Raw genomic sequence first — 17,669 nt, 5'->3', positions numbered from 1 at the left:
CATGGCCTCGTTCCTCTACCGTCTCGGCAAGTTTTCGTATCGGCGCCGCTGGCTGGTCATCTCCATCTGGCTGGCCGTCATGGTGGCGGTGGGCGGCTCGGCCGCAGCCTTCCACGGCACCATGTCCAACAACTTCACCATCCCGGGCACCGAAACCCAGCAGATGGCCGACAAACTCAAGGAAGCGCTCCCTGATTCTTCGGGAGGCTCCGCCAGCGTGGTCTTCGACGCCGGGAACGGCGGATTCGACCAAGCCAAAAAGGACGCAGTAGCCGCTGCGTTGACCAAACTCGAGGCCATGCCTGACGTGCGGGGAACGGTGAACCCGTTCACCACACAGGAGCAGTTGGACAAGTCCGCCGGCGAGATCGCGGCCGGTGAAGCCAAGGCCGCCGAGGGCAAGGCACAGCTTGATACTTCCCGCGCGCAGCTGGAGGCCGGCGAGGCGCAACTCGCCGGGGTGGAGCAGCAACTCGCTGCCTCTGGCCTCACACCCGCCCAGATTGAAGCCCAGTTGGCGCCGCAGCGCGCAGAACTTGCTGCCAACAAGGAAAAGCTCGACGCCGGAGCCAAGGAAGCTGCCGACGGCGCCGCCACATTGGCTCTGGGCAAGCGACAGCTCGAAGCCTCCGAAGGCCTCCGTTTTGTGTCCAGCGACAACAAAGCCGCAGTAGCGCAGGTCCAGTTCAAGACCTCCATTAACGCTGTTGACCCCGCCGTCCGCGAGGAAGTCCAGGAGATCGTCCACGGAGTTTCTTCCGCCGGCGTCACGGCCTACGCCAGCAAGGAAATCACCGAAGATGTCTCGGAGATCTTCGGTATTGCTGAAATCGTGGGCGTCGCAGTCGCGGCCATGGTCCTGATCCTGATGCTCGGAACACTCATCGCGGCCGGGCTTCCTCTCCTGATGGCCCTGATCGGCGTAGCTGTAGGTGTCGGCGGAACGTTCGCACTGACCAGCGTCATCGACATGAGCTCCATCTCCCCGATGCTTGCACTGATGCTCGGACTCGCGGTTGGTATTGACTACTCCCTGTTTATCGTCAACCGTCATCGCACCCAGCTTCTGGCCGGCATGGACGCGGAGGAATCCGCTGCCTTGGCTACGGGTACTTCAGGTAACGCTGTGTTGTTTGCCGGGCTCACCGTCATCATCGCCTTGGCAGCACTCGTGGTCCCGGGGCTGCCCTTCCTCGCTGTGATGGGTGTTGCGGCCGCAGCGACCGTTGCTGTCGCCGTCGTCGTCGCCTTGACCCTGACGCCCGCCGTGCTGGCCCTGATCGGCCGCCGACTCATCTCCAAGCGTGCTTGGGCCAAGGCTGCCAAGCACAACGCCGAGCCCGGCCACGAAGCTGCCGATCGCGAACTCGAAGAGAAGCGAAGCAGCGGGGGCTGGGGCGGCATGGTGACGCGTCACCCGTGGGTTGCATTAGTCCTCAGCGTCGTCCTTCTCGGAGCCGTTGCGTTGCCGGCTTCCCAGCTTCGGTTGGCACTTCCCGACGGCGGCTCCGAGCCGGTCGATTCGCAGGCCTTCAAGGCCTATGACCTCACCCGCAGCAGCTTCGGCGAAGGCGTCACCGGCCCGATCGTCGTCGTCGGCGAATTCCCTGAAGGCCTCAGCGAAAACGACGCCAAGAACAAGCAGTTCGATGTCGCGGACGAACTTCGCAGTGTAGGAAACGTCATCGCGGCTGTACCGATCGCGCTGAGCGAAGACCGCCGTACCGCAGTATTCCAAGTCATTCCCAAGGAAGGCCCGGCCAGTGCGGGCACCGTGCAGGTGGTGTCCGATCTCCGCGCCAAGGGTGCAGTGATCAGCAACGACCTTGACGTGAAAATCGGCCTGACCGGACAAACCGCGGGCAACATTGACGTTTCCAACAAGCTCGGAGCCGCGTTGCCGCCGTACTTGGCAATCGTCGTCGGGCTGTCCTTGCTCTTGCTGCTCCTGGTGTTCCGCTCGATCGTTGTGCCGTTGCTGGCCACGGGCGGATTCCTGCTCTCGCTGGCCGCTGCCTTCGGTGCCGTAGTTGCCGTCTACCAGTGGGGCTGGCTCGGAGGGATCTTCGACGTCGCCAACCCGGGCGCCGTCCTGAGCTTCCTGCCCATCATCCTGATCGGGGTGCTGTTCGGACTCGCCATGGACTACCAGGTGTTTATCACGTCGGGTATGCGGGAGTCGTTTATGCACGGCGAGTCCGCCAAACACGCGGTCCGCTCCGGTTTCAGCCATGCCGCCGCCGTGGTCACTGCCGCCGCGATCATCATGGTCAGTGTGTTCTCCGGCTTCATCTTCAGCCACCTCACGATGGTCCGGCCGCTGGGCTTCGCCATGGCCTTCGGTGTGCTGATTGATGCCTTCGTCGTCCGCATGACCATCGTTCCCGCTGTGATGTATCTTCTGGGCGAGAAGGCCTGGTGGCTGCCCAAGTGGCTGGAACGTGTTCTTCCGGACGTCGATGTTGAAGGCGCCAAGCTGGAGCGCAGCGACCGCAGGAAGGCCGACGCCGGAGAACTCGTCCACTAAACGGTCTCTCACATAGCAGTCGATATTCACGAACGCTCACTCACTTGCTGGAGGCAAGTGAGTGAGCGTTCGGTTTAAGCACGTGGGATGTGCGAGAGGGTCGGCGGGAAGCACGCGGGAGGTGAGAGAGGGTTCGTATTAGGCTGGGTGGCGTGACCCGATTGATTCTCGCCTCCCAGTCCCCCGCCCGCACCAAGCTGCTCACGGAAGCCGGGATCCAGCACGACGTCCTGGTGTCGGACGTTGACGAGGACGCTGTTCAGGCTAAGTACGGAGTGACTGACGCGCACGACACCGCGCTCCTGCTGGCACGGGCCAAGGCCGAGGCAGTTGCCGCCCTCCCCGAAGCCGAAGGTGCGCTGGTCATCGGTTGCGATTCAGTATTCGAATTCGACGGCGAGTCCCATGGCAAGCCGTACACCGCGGAGGTCGCGCGGGAACGGATGTTGCGTATGAGTGGCTCGCAAGGTGTGCTGCACACCGGTCACTGGCTGGTGGACTGCCGGGACACTGCCGCTGACGCCGAGGACGATGAGGCCCCGGAAGGCACCGGCGCTACCGTCGGCGGAGTATCCAGCGCCGAGGTCCACTTTGCCCAGATGAGCCCACGGGAAATCGACGCCTACATCGCCACCGGAGAGCCCCTTCACTGCGCCGGGTCCTTCACCATAGACGGCCTGGGTGGGGCCTTCATCCGCAAGGTCAACGGCGACCCGCACGCCGTCGTCGGGCTTTCCATCTCCACGCTGAGGGACTTGCTGGTCCACGCGAACGTGGGAATCACCGAGCTGTGGGACAACGATGAGCAGTAGAACACATTTGTAGTAACCCTACAAAGGAACATCGCCTCACACACGGAATCCCCCATCAATATGGGCGGAACCCTCACAATCGCGCTAGGCTCCTCAAGGACAGAAGGAGTCAACAACTTGTCAGCTAACCCGGCGCAGCCCATTTCCAGCCCTCTTACCAAGGTCTTGATTGCCAACCGCGGCGAAATCGCGGTCCGCATCATTCGAGCCGCCCGGGACGAAGGCATTGCCTCCGTAGCGGTCTACGCCGACCCTGACCGTGACGCACTCCATGTCCGACTGGCCGACGAAGCCTATGCTTTGGGCGGCAACACGGCTGCTGAGTCGTACTTGGTAATGGACAAGATCATCGACGTCGCCAAGCAGTCCGGCGCGGACGCGATCCATCCCGGATACGGGTTCCTGGCGGAGAACGCCGATTTCGCTGCCAAAGTCATCGACGCCGGCATCACCTGGATCGGACCCTCCCCCGAGGCCATTTCGGCCCTCGGCGACAAAGTCCAGGCCCGCCACATCGCCGAAAAGGTGGGCGCTCCGCTGGTCCCGGGCACAGCTGACCCGGTGGAATCGGCCGACGAAATCCTGAAGTTTGCCGAAGAGTTCGGCCTCCCGGTCGCCATCAAAGCTGCCTTCGGCGGCGGCGGACGCGGCATCAAGGTCGCCCGCACCATGGACGAGATTCCCGAGCTCTACGAATCGGCCGTCCGGGAGGCCATTGCAGCTTTCGGCCGCGGCGAGTGCTTCATCGAGCGCTTCCTCGATGCTCCGCGGCACGTCGAGACCCAATGCCTGGCCGATGCTTTCGGCAACGTCGTGGTGGTCTCCACCCGCGACTGCTCACTGCAGCGCCGTAACCAGAAGCTCGTCGAGGAAGCCCCCGCTCCGTACTTGACCGAAGAGCAGAACAAGCGACTCTACGAATCCTCCAAGGCCATCCTCAAGGAAGCCAACTACCTTGGCGCCGGAACGTGTGAATTCCTGGTGGGCCAGGACGGCACCATTTCCTTCCTCGAGGTCAACACCCGCCTCCAGGTGGAGCACTGCGTGTCCGAGGAAGTCACGGGAATCGACCTGGTCCGCGAGCAGTTCCGCATTGCCCGCGGCGAAGCCCTCGGCTATGAGGACCCTGAGGTCCGCGGCCACTCCTTCGAGTTCCGCATCACCGGCGAGGACCCGGGCCGCAACTTCATGCCTGCCCCCGGCACCATCACCACCCTGAAGAACCCCACCGGCCCCGGCGTCCGGATCGATTCCGGCGTGGAGCAGGGCGACGTCATCAGCGGCAACTTCGACTCCATGCTCTCCAAGCTGATCATCACCGGCGCCACCCGCGAACAAGCGCTCCAGCGTTCACGCCGGGCGTTGGAGGAAATGGTGGTTGAGGGCATCCCCACCGTCATCCCCTTCGACCTCGCAGTGGTCACCGATCCCGCTTTCGCCCCGGCGGAGGGCCCGTTCAAGGTCCACACACGCTGGATCGAAACCGAGTTCGTCAACAGCATCCCGGCGTGGTCTGCCAGCACTGCCGGCACAGACACTGCCGACGCCGGTGAGCGCCAGCGCGTCGTCGTCGAGGTGGGCGGCAAGCGCCTTGAGGTGGTCCTTCCCTCCGGCCTGGGTGGCGGTGTCGCAGCAGTTTCCAGCGGCCCGGGCACCAAGTCCGGCAAGTCCAAGAAGCGCTCCCGTTCAGCTGGCGCTGCGGCTGCTGCAGCCGGTGGCAACGCCCTGACCTCACCGATGCAGGGCACCATCGTCAAGGTGGCAGCTGCTGAAGGCGACGTGGTGGCTGAAGGCGACCTGATCGTGGTTCTCGAAGCCATGAAGATGGAACAGCCCCTCACCGCCCACAAGGCCGGTACCGTACGTGGCCTCGCTGCCACGGCCGGCGAGACTGTTGCCGCCGGCGCAGTTATCGCCACCATCGAGGACTAACGCCAAGTACCCCTTAACGACGGCGGCTCCGCACCAATGGTGCGGAGCCGCCGTCGTTATTGGGCTGCTTAGGACACGTTGTTCTCGTAGTCCATGTCCTTGGTCTCGCGCGTCAGCCAGAGCGCGATGAAGGTCACCACTGCGGCGGCGGCCATGTAGACGCCCACCAGCCAGGTGCTGCCGTTCGCTGCAGACCAGAGCGCAATGGCTACGAACGAGGCCGGAGCGGCACCAATCATGGAGGACAGGTTGTAGGCCACGGCTGATCCGGTGTACCGGACGTTGGCCGGGAACAACTCAGGAAGGATGGCCGCCATGGGCCCGAAGGTCAGGCCCATGAGTGTGAAGCCCACAATGAGGCCAACCATGGCCGCTGCCTGGCCGGGACCGAACATGGTGAACCAGAGGGCACCGAACACGAAGATACCGGCGGTGACGCCCAGCAGGAACTTTCGCCGGCCCCACTTCTCAGCGAGCGGCCCGGAGACCACGGTGAAGATGCCGAAGAAGACGACGCCGATGATCAGCATCCAGAGGAAGTCGGACCGGGTGATTCCCAGGCCGGGAACGAAAGCGGCAATCTGGTCGGCCGTCATGGGCTTGCCGGCTTTTTCAGCGGCCGCCTGTGCACCGGCCAGGGTGGGCTTGGTGCCGTAGGACAACGTGAACGTGGTCATGATGTAGAAGAGCACGTAGGTGGCAAACATGATGAACGTACCGGCCACCACCGGACGCCAGTGGCTCTTGAGGGTGGCTGCGAGGGGCAGCTTCTGCACCTTGTCCTGTTCGATGACCTTGGTGAAGGACGCGCTTTCCACCAGCTTCAAACGAACATAGAGGCCCACGATCACCAGGACGGCGCTGAGGAGGAACGGAACCCTCCAGCCCCAGGCCAGGAATTCTTCGGCGCTCAAGGATACGTTCATCCAGATGAAAATGACGTTGGCGATGATGAATCCGATGGGAGCACCCAGCTGCGGGAACGTTCCGTAGATGGCACGCTTTCCCTCGGGAGCGTTCTCCGTGGCCAGCAAAGCCGCGCCGGACCATTCGCCGCCCAAAGCCAGGCCTTGGAAGAACCGCAGGATGACCAGCATGATCGGGGCAAGGATGGCCCAACCCGGCATGGAGGCCGTGGGCAGAAGACCAATGAGGAACGTGGCAATACCCATGGTCAGCAACGACGCCACCAGGGTGCCCTTGCGGCCGATCTTGTCACCAAAGTGGCCGAAGACCACGGCACCGACAGGCCGCGCGAAGAAGGCAACGCCAAAAATGGCGAACGCACTGAGCAACGCGTTGATGTCTGTGGCGTCCGGGAAGAAGAGTTTCGGGAAGACGAGTACCGACGCGGTGGCATAGGCGTAGAAGTCGTAGAACTCGATCGTCGTGCCGATCAGGCTCGCGAAGATCACCTTGCCCCGCGAGTTCACTGGCTTAGTGGACTCGCCTTCCTTGGATGGTGCGGTGGAAGACATGTATTTGCAGCTTTCTTTCACGCCGGCCGAAGCCCCGAGAGGCTCCCGGCAAGGAATATTCGAGAGTTCAATAATAGTTCCCGCCGTCCATTGACTGGACAACTAAGTCCAACATGCGGACATACAGGAAAATCCCACTCTGTGGTCCGCGCCACACTACCTCACCAGCGCCTCACGCGCCGGTGACCCCGCCGATAGGGAAATGTCACAGCACGTTTACAAACGGCGCCCGTCCACGAAATGCGCAAAACCTACCTTGGAATAACAACGTCCCCCACCAAGGAGGCACTCCGTGACTGTTGACCGCACCGCAGATGCACTGGCTCCCGCCCAGTCCACTGCCACCGCAGCCCCCGCTCTTGAACACCGCCCCGGCCGCTGGATTGCCAACTGGGATGCCGAGGACAAGGGCCAGTGGGAAGCCGAAGGCCGGTCCATCGCCAAGCGCAATCTCTACTGGTCCATCTTCGCCGAATTCCTCGGTTTCGTCGTCTGGCAGCTCTGGTCCATCGTGGTGGTCCAGCTCCCCGCAGCCGGGTTTGCCTTTGACACCAACCAGATCTTCTGGCTCATCTCCATCCCCAGCCTGGTAGGCGCCACGCTTCGTATTCCCTACACCTTCATGGTTCCCAAGTTTGGTGGCCGGAACTGGACCATCGTCTCGGCGCTGCTCCTGCTGATTCCCACCACAGGCCTCGCTATCTGCGTCTCCAACCCGGAAACGCCCTTCGGCGTCATGCTCCTCATGGCCGGGCTTGCCGGCTTTGGCGGCGGCAACTTCGCCAGCTCGATGGCCAACATCACCTTCTTCTACCCCGCCCGTGAAAAGGGTTGGGCCCTGGGACTGAACGCCGCCGGCGGAAACCTGGGTGCCGCCGTCGCCCAGCTTGTTGTCCCGATCGCCATCACTCTCCTGGCCGCCGGAACCGTCAACCTGCCGATGGCAGGCATCATTTGGATTCCGCTGATCATCATCGCCGCCTTCGGCGCTTACAAGTACATGAACAACCTCACCAGCGCCAAGGGTGACGTGGCCGGTTCACTGGCCGCCCTCAAGGAGCCGCACCTGTGGATCATGGCGTTCCTGTATATCGGAACGTTCGGTTCCTTCATCGGCTTCGCGGGCGTCTTCCCCAAGCTGATCAAGGACTACTTCCCGGACTTCTCCTCCATCCATGTCGGTGCTGTGGCACTCTCACTTGCCTTCCTGGGCCCGCTGGTTGGCTCCCTGGCCCGTCCCTACGGTGGCCGCATGGCTGACCGCATGGGTGGCGCCCGGATGACCATTGCCTCGTTCGCCTCCATGGCTGTGATCACCTTGACCATGATCTGGACGCTGCCGCTGAAGAACTTCTGGCTCTTCCTCACCTTGTTCCTGCTGCTCTTCCTGGCCAGCGGGTTCGGAAACGGTGCCACGTACCGCATGATCCCTGTCATCTTCGCAACGTCCAGCCGGGCCGCCCGCGCAGGAGCCCCGAGCACCACCACGGCGCGGCTCGCCTCGTCCTCGCTGGGCCTGATCTCCGCGATCGGCGCCTACGGTGGCTTCGTGATCCCCCAGGTGCTGAATGCCTCCAACTCGGCCAGCGGCTCCTACACCCCGGCGTTCTACGGATTCGTTGGAGCCTATGTCCTGATGCTCATCGTCTGCTGGGTCTTCTATATCCGCCCTGCCCAGAAGCGCAACACGATCGGACACATCTAGATGCCCAACGGCGCCGATACCCACTGCCCCTACTGCGCGCTCCAGTGCGCCATGACGCTGACCCCGGCTGCTTCGGCAGTGCCGGGAGCAGCGGCAGCGGACACACCGGAGGCAGCCCCGGCCGCTCCCCTGGAAGTATCCGGGCGCGACTTCCCCACCAACCGGGGCGGGCTGTGCCGCAAAGGCTGGACATCGGCGTCGTTGTTGCGTCACAACGGGCGCGTCACCGAACCCATGCTCAAAGGATCGGACGGCATCCACCAGCCGATCTCCTGGGACCAGGCCCTCATGCTCATCACCGCAGCTGTGAAGGACACCCAGCAGCGGTATGGGAATGACGCCGTAGGAGTCTTCGGCGGCGGCGGCCTCACCAACGAGAAGGCCTACCTGCTGGGCAAGTTCGCCCGGCTGGCGCTGCGTACCTCACGGATCGATTACAACGGTCGGTTCTGCATGTCCTCCGCTGCTGCGGCAGGCAACCGCGCCTTCGGTGTGGACCGCGGACTGCCCTTCCCTGTCACGGACCTCGACACCGCGTCCGTGATCCTCATGCTCGGTTCCAACGTTGCCGAAACCATGCCTCCGTTCGTCCAGCACCTGCAAGGCGCCCGCGATGCCGGTGGCCTGATTGTGGTGGACCCGCGCCGTTCGGCTACAGCAGCGTTCACGTCCGACGGCGGCGGCCTCCACTTGCAGCCGACGCCAGGTACCGATTTGGCTCTCATCTTGGGCATCAGCCACGTGGTGGTTCACGAAGGCCTGGCCGACGCGGCGTACATCGAGGCCAACACCAGCGGCTACGCGGCCGTGGTGCGGAGCCTTTCGGCGTTCTGGCCGGAACGCGTCCAGTCCATCACCGGCGTCCCAGCCACCCTGATCCGTGAAACCGCCCGCCGTTTGGCGCAAGGAGCCCGTGACGGCGGCAGCTACATTCTCAGCGGACGCGGTGTGGAACAGCACGTGGACGGCACAGATACCGCCACGGCGGCCATTAACCTCAGCCTGCTCCTTGGCCTGCCCGGCTCTGCGCGCAGCGGATACGGCACGCTCACCGGCCAGGGCAACGGCCAGGGTGGCCGCGAACACGGACAGAAGGCCGACCAGCTCCCGGGCTACCGCAAGATCACCGATCCCGCTGCGCGCGCCCACGTGGCCGGCGTGTGGGGCGTCGACGAGTCGCTCATCCCCGGTCCCGGCTTGCCCGCCGTCGAACTTCTTAAGTCTCTTGGACAGCCCGACGGCGTCAGGTGCCTTTTCGTGCATGGTGCCAACGTAGTGGTCTCGGCGCCGGACACGAACGCAGTGATCCGAGGACTTCGAAGCCTGGACTTCCTGGTGGTCTGCGACTTCTTCATGTCAGAGACAGCTGCTGAAGCGGATTTGGTTCTTCCTGTGACGCAGTGGGCCGAGGAAGAGGGCACGCTGACCAACCTCGAAGGCCGCGTGATCCGACGTCGCCGGGCACTGACTCCTCCCCCGGGTGTTCGCAGCGAGTTGTGGCTCATGGCGCGACTGGCTGAACTTCTTGAGGCCCCTTCAACGTTCAGCGACGATCCCGAGACCGTCTTTGAAGAGCTGCGACTGGCATCCGCAGGTGGTTTGGCCGATTACTCGGGCATCGACTACGCCATGCTGGACCGGGGCGAAGCTGCCTACTGGCCCTATCCTGTGGGAAGCACCGGGACTCCGCGGCTTTTCGCCGACGGATTTGCCCACGCCGACGGCCGGGCTGTCATGGTTCCGGTGATCCCCTCCAAGCGGGCTGTACGTTCGTTTGCGGACAACTCCCTGGCGCTCGCTACGGGCCGTCTCCTTGAGCACTATCAGTCCGGCGCCCAGACCCGCCGGGTGAGCGAGCTGCTGGCATCGCAGCCTCAGGCCCGGCTCCTCATCCACCCAGGCACAGCAGCTGCCCGCGGCATCGCCGACGGCGACTACGCCACCGTCACGAATGAGCGCGGCGAAGTACTTTGCCGCGCTGAACTCAGCGCCACCGTCCGACCCGACACTGTCTTCCTGCCGTTCCACTTCCCCGGCCAGGAAAACGCCAACCGCCTCACCGAAGCGGCCACAGATCCCATCTCCGGCATGCCGGAATTCAAGACCAGCCGGGTATGGGTCCGGCGGGCAGTCTCCACCCAGGAATTGGACTCGTACGCAGTTCCTGCCGGGACGCGGCTGCCACTGGACGTCAAGGAGGCATCATGAGCGAGCGCATTGTTGTAGTTGGATTCGGACCAGTGGCAGCACGGCTTATTGACGAACTGCTCCCCGCCGTCCGCACGGGGCTGGTACAACTGCTGGTGGTGGGTCAAGAGACAGAGGCTGCGTACAACAGGGTCATGGTTGCTGAGCTCGGCGTGGGGCGCACCACGGCCGGGGCGTTGGCGATGGCCGATGCGTCCGAGTTGGAGTCCGACGGCGTTGACGTCCGCCTGGGCACCAAGGTCAAAAGGATCGACCGCGCCCGCCAGCAGGTAGTCCTCTCCGATGGCACCTCTGAACACTACGACCGCCTGGTATTTGCCACTGGCTCGCGTCCGGTCATTCCCAACCTCACCGGGCTCAACCCCGATCCGGCCAAGCCCGTCCTTCCGGCCGGAGTCACAGCTTTGCGCGATCTGCAGGATGCTGCCGTGCTTCGCGCCGCGGTTGCCGATGGCAAACGCGTGGTGGTCCTGGGCGGCGGGGTTCTGGGTTTGGAAACCGCGCTGGCGGCCTCTGAAGAGGGCGCCCAAACCACGGTGGTCCACAACGGACCCTTCCCCCTGGGCCGTAGTATTGACCGCGGCAGTGGCTCCGTCCTTACCAACAGCCTGCGGGCGGGTGGCGTCCGGATGGCCGGCAATGCCCGTTCCACCGGCATCGAAACGTCCGGCCCTGACGGCAGCTTCTCAGCGCTGCTGCTGGATGACGGCTCAGCGATCGACGGCGACCTGCTGGTCTTGTCGTGCGGTGTCCGTCCCCGGATCGAACTGGCCGAGGGCTGTGGACTTCCTACCGGCGCCGGTATCCTGGTGGACCACCACCTCCGGACCTATCACGAGCCCCACATGTTCGCGATCGGCGACTGTGCTGAAGTGCGCTGCCCGGACGGTTCATGCGTTGAATGCCGCACAGCCACCGGCCCGTCCGGCCTGGTGGGCCCGGGGTGGCGGCAGGCCGAGTGGTTGGCCGAATACCTCGTGGTCCTTGCCCGGGACGGCCAGGCCGCCGCGGATGCCCTCGAGCCGCTCCCCAAGGAAAAGCCCGGAGTGGTGGTCTTGAAGTCACGGAGCATCAACCTTGCCGTGGCGGGAGACAACGTGGCTGATCCCTGGGATGAAGAATTGCTGGAAGCCGGTGCTGCTTCAGGGCGTGCCCGCCGGCAGATCTCCCAGTGGGCCGATCCCGAACACGGCCGCTACGTGAAGATGACCACCCGCGGCGGGGTGCTGGAAGGCCTCGTTGCGGTGGGCATGCCCCGGACGGCTGCTGAGCTGGTGGTGCTCTTCGAGCGCTCCTCGGAGCTGCCCGCCGACCGCTCCCTCCTGCTCCGGCTCGATGGTCCCGACCAACTGGACACCGGCGCCACCAGCAACGATCCCCAGCGGACCGTGTGCCGTTGCGCAGGAGTGAGCGCCTCCACCATCTCAGGCTCCGTCCTGGAGGGCTGCAGCACAGTTGGCGAGGTCTCCAAGGCCACCCGCGCCGGAACGGGCTGCGGGGGCTGCCATGGGGACATCAAGGGGATCATCGAAAAACACTTCCAAGCGGCTGCCGCCTGAGACCGCGGAAGCACCGCAGCTGGAGCCGGTTGCGATCCCGCTGGAACGCTGCGAAATCGCCTGGTCCGGATCGGCGATCCCGCAGCATTCCAGCGTTCTCGCATTACCAGAGCAAGGAACAACCTAGAATTCCGGTGTGAAGGTATCCGAACCCGCGCCCGGCGTCCATTTTGTTGAGGGACCTGCGTCCAACTGGCTCCTCGTCCGTGACTCCTCAGGCTTCATGATGATCGACGGCGGCTACCCTGCCGACCGCGACCTCGTCCTGGAATCGATCCGGGAGCTGGGCCTGGAGCCCGCCGACGCCAAAGCCATGCTCATCACGCACGGGCACGTGGACCACACCGGATCTGCGTCGTACTTCTCACGGACCTTCGGCACGCCCATCCTCTGCTCCCCCGAGGAGCTCCCCCACGTTCAGGGCAGGGAGAAGCATCAGGTCACGTTCGGGCAGGTTTTGCTCCGCGCATGGCGTCCCCGCGTTTTCCGGTGGATGCTCCACGTCATCGAAGCCAAGGCCCTTCAAGCGGAGCCGGCCATGCGCGCGGAGGCTTGGACCACGGACCGACTCCACAGCCTGCCGGGCCACCCCCAGGCCATCCCGCTCCCCGGGCACACCCCTGGCAACGTCGCATTGCTGCTGCCGGGTGCCCAGGCGATTGCCGTGGGTGACACCTTTGTCACGGGCCACCCGATCAGCCCGGCATCCGGACCCCAAATGCTGCACAGGATGTACCACTCCGACCCGTCTGGGGCGTTGGCCTCTGCCCGGCAGCTGGAGAGCGTACAAGCCACCGTGATCCTGCCGGGACACGGCCCCGCGCTGCGCATGCCGCTGGCTCAAGCTGTGCAGGCACTCCGCCACCAGGAGCAGAAACGCCCGTTTCGATGGCTCGCTGCGCAGGGTGCCGTGCGAACGGCATGGCGTGCAGCGAAGCCTCGAAACGGGCGCGCGGGCTCTGACTACGGAGCTACATGTGCACGTGCAGGCGCCGTGCAGCCTCAGAGATGGACCCGGTCAGCGACGGGTACACCGTGAACGCGCTGGCGACGTCATCCACGTGGAGCTTCTGCGTGACGGCCACGGAGATCGGGAAAATGAGCTCGGAGGCGTTCGGGCCCACCACCACCCCACCGATCACGGTGCCGGATCCCTTGCGAGCGATGATCTTGACGAAGCCGTCCTTGGTGTTGCGCATCTTGGCGCGGGCATTGCTGAGCAAGGACAGCATCACAACATCGCCCTGGTACTTCCCGGACGCAAGGTCGGCCTCGGACACACCCACCGAAGCAATTTCCGGGGAGGTGAAGATGTTGGACGCCACCTGGTTGAGCTTGAGCGGCTTCACGCCGTCGCCCATGAAGTGGGCAATCGCGATGCGGCCCTGCATGGCTGCCACGGAGGCGAGCGCGAACACGCCCGTGCAGTCACCGGCAGCATAGATGTTGGGGGCGGTGGTGCGGGACACGCCGTCCACCTTGATGTGGCCGGACTCCGTGAGGGTTACACCGGCTTCCTCAAGACCGACGCCGGCCGTGTTCGGGATGGAACCAACACACACCAGGCAGTGAGTACCCGTGACGATCGATCCGTCACCCAAGGTGACCTTGACGCCGTCGTCCGTTCGCTCCACCGCATTTGCGCGTGACTTGGACAAAACGTTGACGCCGCGACGTTCGAAGACGCCTTCCAGCAGCTTGGCGGCATCGGTGTCCTCGCCGGGGAGGACTTGGTCTCGGCTGGAAATCAGGGTGACCTTGGAGCCCAGGCCGTTGTAGGCGGACGCGAATTCGGCGCCGGTGACACCTGATCCCACGACGATCAGTTCTTCCGGGAGCTCATCCAGGTTGTAGATCTGGGCCCAGTTGAGGATGCGTTCGCCGTCGGGCTTGGCAGTGGGGAGTTCGCGTGGGTGGGCGCCGACGGCCAGAAGGATGGCGTCCGCATCAATGGTGCGGGTGCCTTCGAGGGTCAGGACCTCGATGGTGTTGTTGTCCAGGAGCTTGCCGGACCCAATGACGATCTCCACGCCCAGGCGCTCCAGGCCGGCGCGGATGTCCTCGGACTGTCCGCGGGCCAGGTTGAGCACGCGGTCGTTGATGTGCTTGAGGTCGGCGCGGGGCTTCGAGGCAGTGCCGTCGCCGTCGAACTTCACTCCCAGCTCGTCCGCCTCACCGACGCGGGTCATGAGATCGGCGGTGGCAATGAGGGTCTTGGAAGGCACGACGTCGGTCAGCACGGCAGAGCCGCCAAGGCCTGCCCGCTCAACAATGGTGACGTGGGCGCCGAGTGAGGCGGCCACCATGGCAGCTTCATATCCGCCGGGACCACCTCCCAGGATCGCGATACGGGGGGCACTGAAGTCAACTTGGGTGGTCACAATCCTCAATTCTCGCTCATTGCCGCGTCGGCTGCCACTCAGCCCACCCTCACCAGCGCGCGGGTCCCTACCAAAGTCCTGCAGCCGCAAGGTAGCTTGTACCAGTGAGTAACACTGAGCTGATGAACACAGACCCCTTTGAGGCCGCGAAGGCCGCCGCAGACTTCATCGCCGCCGAGACCGGCGTCGAGTCCCATGATGTAGCCCTGGTGCTCGGATCCGGCTGGGCGGAGGCCGCCGACCTCATCGGCGAAACTACCGCCACCCTGAACGCTTCGGAGGTCCCCGGTTTCCACAAACCAGCGGTGGTGGGCCATGTAGGTACCATCCGCTCCGTTCTCACCAAGGAGGGCAAGCGTGCGCTCGTCCTGGGGGCGCGGACCCATTACTACGAAGGCCGCGGCGTGCGGTCCGTAGTCCACGGCGTACGCACCGCAGCCGCCGCCGGTTGCAAGACCTTGGTGCTGACCAACGGTTGCGGCGGGCTTAACGAAGACTGGACCCCGGGCACCCCCGTCCTCATCAGCGACCACATCAACCTCACCGCAACCTCACCGCTTGAGGGCGCCACATTTGTTGACCTTACCGATCTCTACTCCTCGCGCATCCGTGACCTCGCCCGTGAAGTGGATTCCTCCTTGCAGGAGGGCGTGTACGCACAATTCACCGGACCGCACTACGAAACACCGGCAGAGGTCCAGTACGCCAAGCGGATCGGCGCAGACCTGGTGGGCATGTCCACGGCGCTGGAAGCAATCGCCGGCCGCCATGCAGGAATGGAAGTTTTCGGCATTTCCCTGGTCACCAACCTCGCAGCCGGCATCAGCCCTGTTCCCTTGAGCCACGCTGAAGTCCTGGAAGCCGGGCAGGCAGCCGGCAAGCGGATCTCCAAGCTCCTGGCGGATATCATCGCCAAGCTTTAACCACTCTGCGGAGAAGCGGGGCCACCATCCACGGTGGCCCCGCTTTGCTGTTTAAGAGGTGCGCGCTAACAATTCCAGGGAGGAAGTAAACGCACAGCAAATTCTCAGGATAAATCTGTTTTATCGCGCAACATTTGATCCTGCACCCCCAGATGTGGCACGCGCGCCCGTTGGCAATGTAAACGCTTGCGCATATACCCGCCGGTAGCTCAAACCGCCCGCTAAACACCGTTTGATGTCCGACCTAACACGTGTCTAGCGTGGAACGTGTCCCGGTAAGTCGACGTGCCGGGACTACCGCGGTGGAGGCCTACGAGGCTCCCCCGCACCTCGAAACGATGGCGTCCCTCGGTGACGCCTCCAGCGGATCGATGGACGCCCCAGTTGTAGAGAACCCCCAACCGGGGGTCAGGGCATGCGCCCCACTCCACGAAGTCCAACACTCCGCGAGAAGAGCAAGCATGAACACGCACTCAACCCCTCAACGGCCGCGCCGCCGGCTGCGACAGGCAACAGCCCTCGCAGCCGCAGCCAGCGTGGCCGGCAGCATCCTGCTGGTGACGCCGGCGGCGCAGGCGAACCTGCCGGCCGATCCGCCGTCGAGCACCATGCCGGCACCCACACCCGGCTTCCCGTTGCCAACCAACCACACGCAACAGGCGTACGATCCCGCGGCGGACTTCACGTCCAAGTGGACACGGGCGGACGCCAAGCAGATCATGGCCCAGAGCAATCCCAATGTTGCGCCCGGCCAGAACTCGATGAGCCCGAACGTCACGATGCCGGAAATCCCGAAGGACTTCCCGGCCATGAACGACGACGTCTGGGTCTGGGACACCTGGTCCCTCACGGACGAGAATGCCAACCAGATCAGCTACAAGGGCTGGGACGTCATCTTCTCCTTGGTGGCTGACCGGCATGAGGGCTACGGCTTCGACCAGCGCCACTGGAATGCCAGAATCGGCTACTTCTTCCGTAAGACCAACGCCGATCCTGCCAAGGACAAGTGGAACTACGGCGGACACCTGTTCCTCGACAACACCTCCATCGGCAACACCGAGTGGTCCGGTTCCACCCGCCTCATGCAAGGCAACAAGATCAACGTCTTCTACACGGCCACCACGTTCTACGATGTGGCCGAGCGGAACGCAGGCGGTGGCGGGATCGCTCCCGATGCCGCGATCGCCAAGGCCTTGGGTAACATCCACGCCAACCAGAACGGCGTGACCTTCGACGGTTTCCAGCACACCAAGCTCCTGGAACCGGACGGAAAGCTCTACCAGAACAAGACGCAGAACCCCGGTTTCGCGTTCCGTGACCCGTACACGTTCGCCGACCCGGCACACCCCGGCAAGACCTTCATGGTCTTCGAAGGAAACACCGGCGGCACCCGTGGCTCCTACAAGTGCAAGCAGGAAGACCTTGGCTACGCCCCCGGCGACCCCAACGCCGAGACTTTGGCCCAGGTCAACAGCACCGGCGCTTGGTACCAGACCGCGAACGTAGGCCTGGCTGTCGCAGACAACAAGGACCTGACCAAGTGGAGCTTCCTCCCGCCGATCCTGTCCGCCAACTGTGTCAACGACCAGACTGAGCGTCCGCAGATCTTCATCCAGAACGAGAACGGCAAGAACAAGTACTACCTGTTCACCATCAGCCACCAGTTCACGTACGCAGACGGCATGCGCGGCCCCGACGGCGTCTACGGATTCGTCGGCAACGGCGTCCGCTCCGACTACCAGCCGGTCAACAACAGCGGATTGGCCCTTGGCTCCCCCACGGACCTGAACATGCAGGCCAACGCTCCGGAAGGTCCGGACCCGCGCCAGAACGGCCGTCAGTTCCAGGCGTACTCGCACTACGTGCAGCCTGGCGGACTCGTCCAGTCCTTCATCGACAACGTGGACGGCGTCCGCGGCGGTTCCCTCTCACCCACCGTGAAGATGAACTTCAAGGCCGGCGTGACGCAGGTTGACCGCAGCTTCGGCAAGAACGGCCTTGGCCCATTCGGCTACCTGCCCACCAACGTCCGCGTTGGCGGCGAAGGCCACTACAAGTAGGCCGCAACACCCCGGCCCTTAGGCCACGGCAGGGGTGTCGGCTCCAGAAGAGCCGGCACCCCTGCCACCCCAACCCTCAGGATT

At 64.1% G+C, this 17,669-nt stretch carries 11 protein-coding genes; 9 read left to right on the top strand and 2 right to left on the bottom strand.

Features of this window, described 5'->3' with window-relative positions:
- The first annotated feature begins 1 nt into the window (after position 1).
- The 3 genes from ABQM86_RS07535 to ABQM86_RS07525 all read left to right on the top strand — a co-directional run bounded on the left by ABQM86_RS07535 (position 2) and on the right by ABQM86_RS07525 (position 5,271).
- On the top strand, positions 2-2,527 hold the full coding sequence (locus tag ABQM86_RS07535) for an MMPL family transporter (protein WP_369746304.1): 2,526 nt from the start codon (positions 2-4) through the stop codon (positions 2,525-2,527).
- A gap of 152 nt (positions 2,528-2,679) precedes the next feature.
- Positions 2,680-3,339, top strand: coding sequence for a nucleoside triphosphate pyrophosphatase (locus tag ABQM86_RS07530; protein ID WP_207596885.1), 660 nt, complete (start codon positions 2,680-2,682; stop codon positions 3,337-3,339).
- Positions 3,340-3,399: 60 nt separating this feature from the next.
- Positions 3,400-5,271, top strand: a complete 1,872-nt coding sequence (locus ABQM86_RS07525) for a biotin carboxylase N-terminal domain-containing protein (protein WP_242703562.1) — start codon at positions 3,400-3,402, stop codon at positions 5,269-5,271.
- 68 nt (positions 5,272-5,339) lie between these two features.
- On the opposite strand, the gene ABQM86_RS07520 is transcribed toward ABQM86_RS07525, so the two are convergent.
- Positions 5,340-6,749 carry an MFS transporter gene (locus ABQM86_RS07520; RefSeq protein WP_207596883.1) on the bottom strand — a complete coding sequence of 470 codons (1,410 nt, stop codon included), beginning with the start codon at positions 6,747-6,749 and terminating at the stop codon, positions 5,340-5,342.
- A gap of 292 nt (positions 6,750-7,041) precedes the next feature.
- Here ABQM86_RS07520 and ABQM86_RS07515 point away from each other — a divergent pair, with 292 nt between their 5' ends.
- The 4 genes from ABQM86_RS07515 (at position 7,042) to ABQM86_RS07500 (ending at position 13,260) form a co-directional block, all read left to right on the top strand.
- Entirely contained in the window at positions 7,042-8,454 is a 1,413-nt protein-coding gene (locus ABQM86_RS07515) for an MFS transporter (protein ID WP_337339587.1), read from the top strand.
- Complete coding sequence (locus ABQM86_RS07510) at positions 8,455-10,662, top strand: molybdopterin oxidoreductase family protein (RefSeq protein ID WP_369746303.1); 2,208 nt, start codon at positions 8,455-8,457, stop codon at positions 10,660-10,662.
- Positions 10,659-12,221, top strand: a complete 1,563-nt coding sequence (locus ABQM86_RS07505; RefSeq protein ID WP_369746302.1) for an FAD-dependent oxidoreductase — start codon at positions 10,659-10,661, stop codon at positions 12,219-12,221. The genes ABQM86_RS07510 and ABQM86_RS07505 overlap by 4 nt, the downstream gene beginning before the upstream one ends.
- 136 nt (positions 12,222-12,357) lie before the next feature.
- Positions 12,358-13,260 (top strand): MBL fold metallo-hydrolase, encoded by a 903-nt coding sequence (locus ABQM86_RS07500; RefSeq protein WP_369746301.1) that lies wholly within the window; start codon positions 12,358-12,360, stop codon positions 13,258-13,260.
- On the opposite strand, the gene ABQM86_RS07495 is transcribed toward ABQM86_RS07500, so the two are convergent.
- The gene (locus ABQM86_RS07495; protein ID WP_207596878.1) at positions 13,193-14,602 is read right to left on the bottom strand and encodes an NAD(P)H-quinone dehydrogenase; all 1,410 of its coding nucleotides are present in this window, start codon (positions 14,600-14,602) and stop codon (positions 13,193-13,195) included. The genes ABQM86_RS07500 and ABQM86_RS07495 overlap by 68 nt on opposite strands.
- A 122-nt stretch (positions 14,603-14,724) precedes the next feature.
- Between ABQM86_RS07495 and ABQM86_RS07490 the strand changes: the two genes are divergently transcribed.
- Positions 14,725-15,525 (top strand): purine-nucleoside phosphorylase, encoded by an 801-nt coding sequence (locus ABQM86_RS07490; RefSeq protein ID WP_207596877.1) that lies wholly within the window; start codon positions 14,725-14,727, stop codon positions 15,523-15,525.
- 461 nt (positions 15,526-15,986) lie between these two features.
- On the top strand, positions 15,987-17,585 hold the full coding sequence (locus ABQM86_RS07485) for a glycoside hydrolase family 68 protein (RefSeq protein ID WP_207596876.1): 1,599 nt from the start codon (positions 15,987-15,989) through the stop codon (positions 17,583-17,585).
- Positions 17,586-17,669: the final 84 nt, after the last annotated feature.

Source organism: Paenarthrobacter sp. AMU7 (assembly GCF_041200195.1).
Classification (GTDB): Bacteria; Actinomycetota; Actinomycetes; order Actinomycetales; family Micrococcaceae; genus Arthrobacter.
This window is presented reverse-complemented; position numbering and strand designations above follow the sequence as displayed.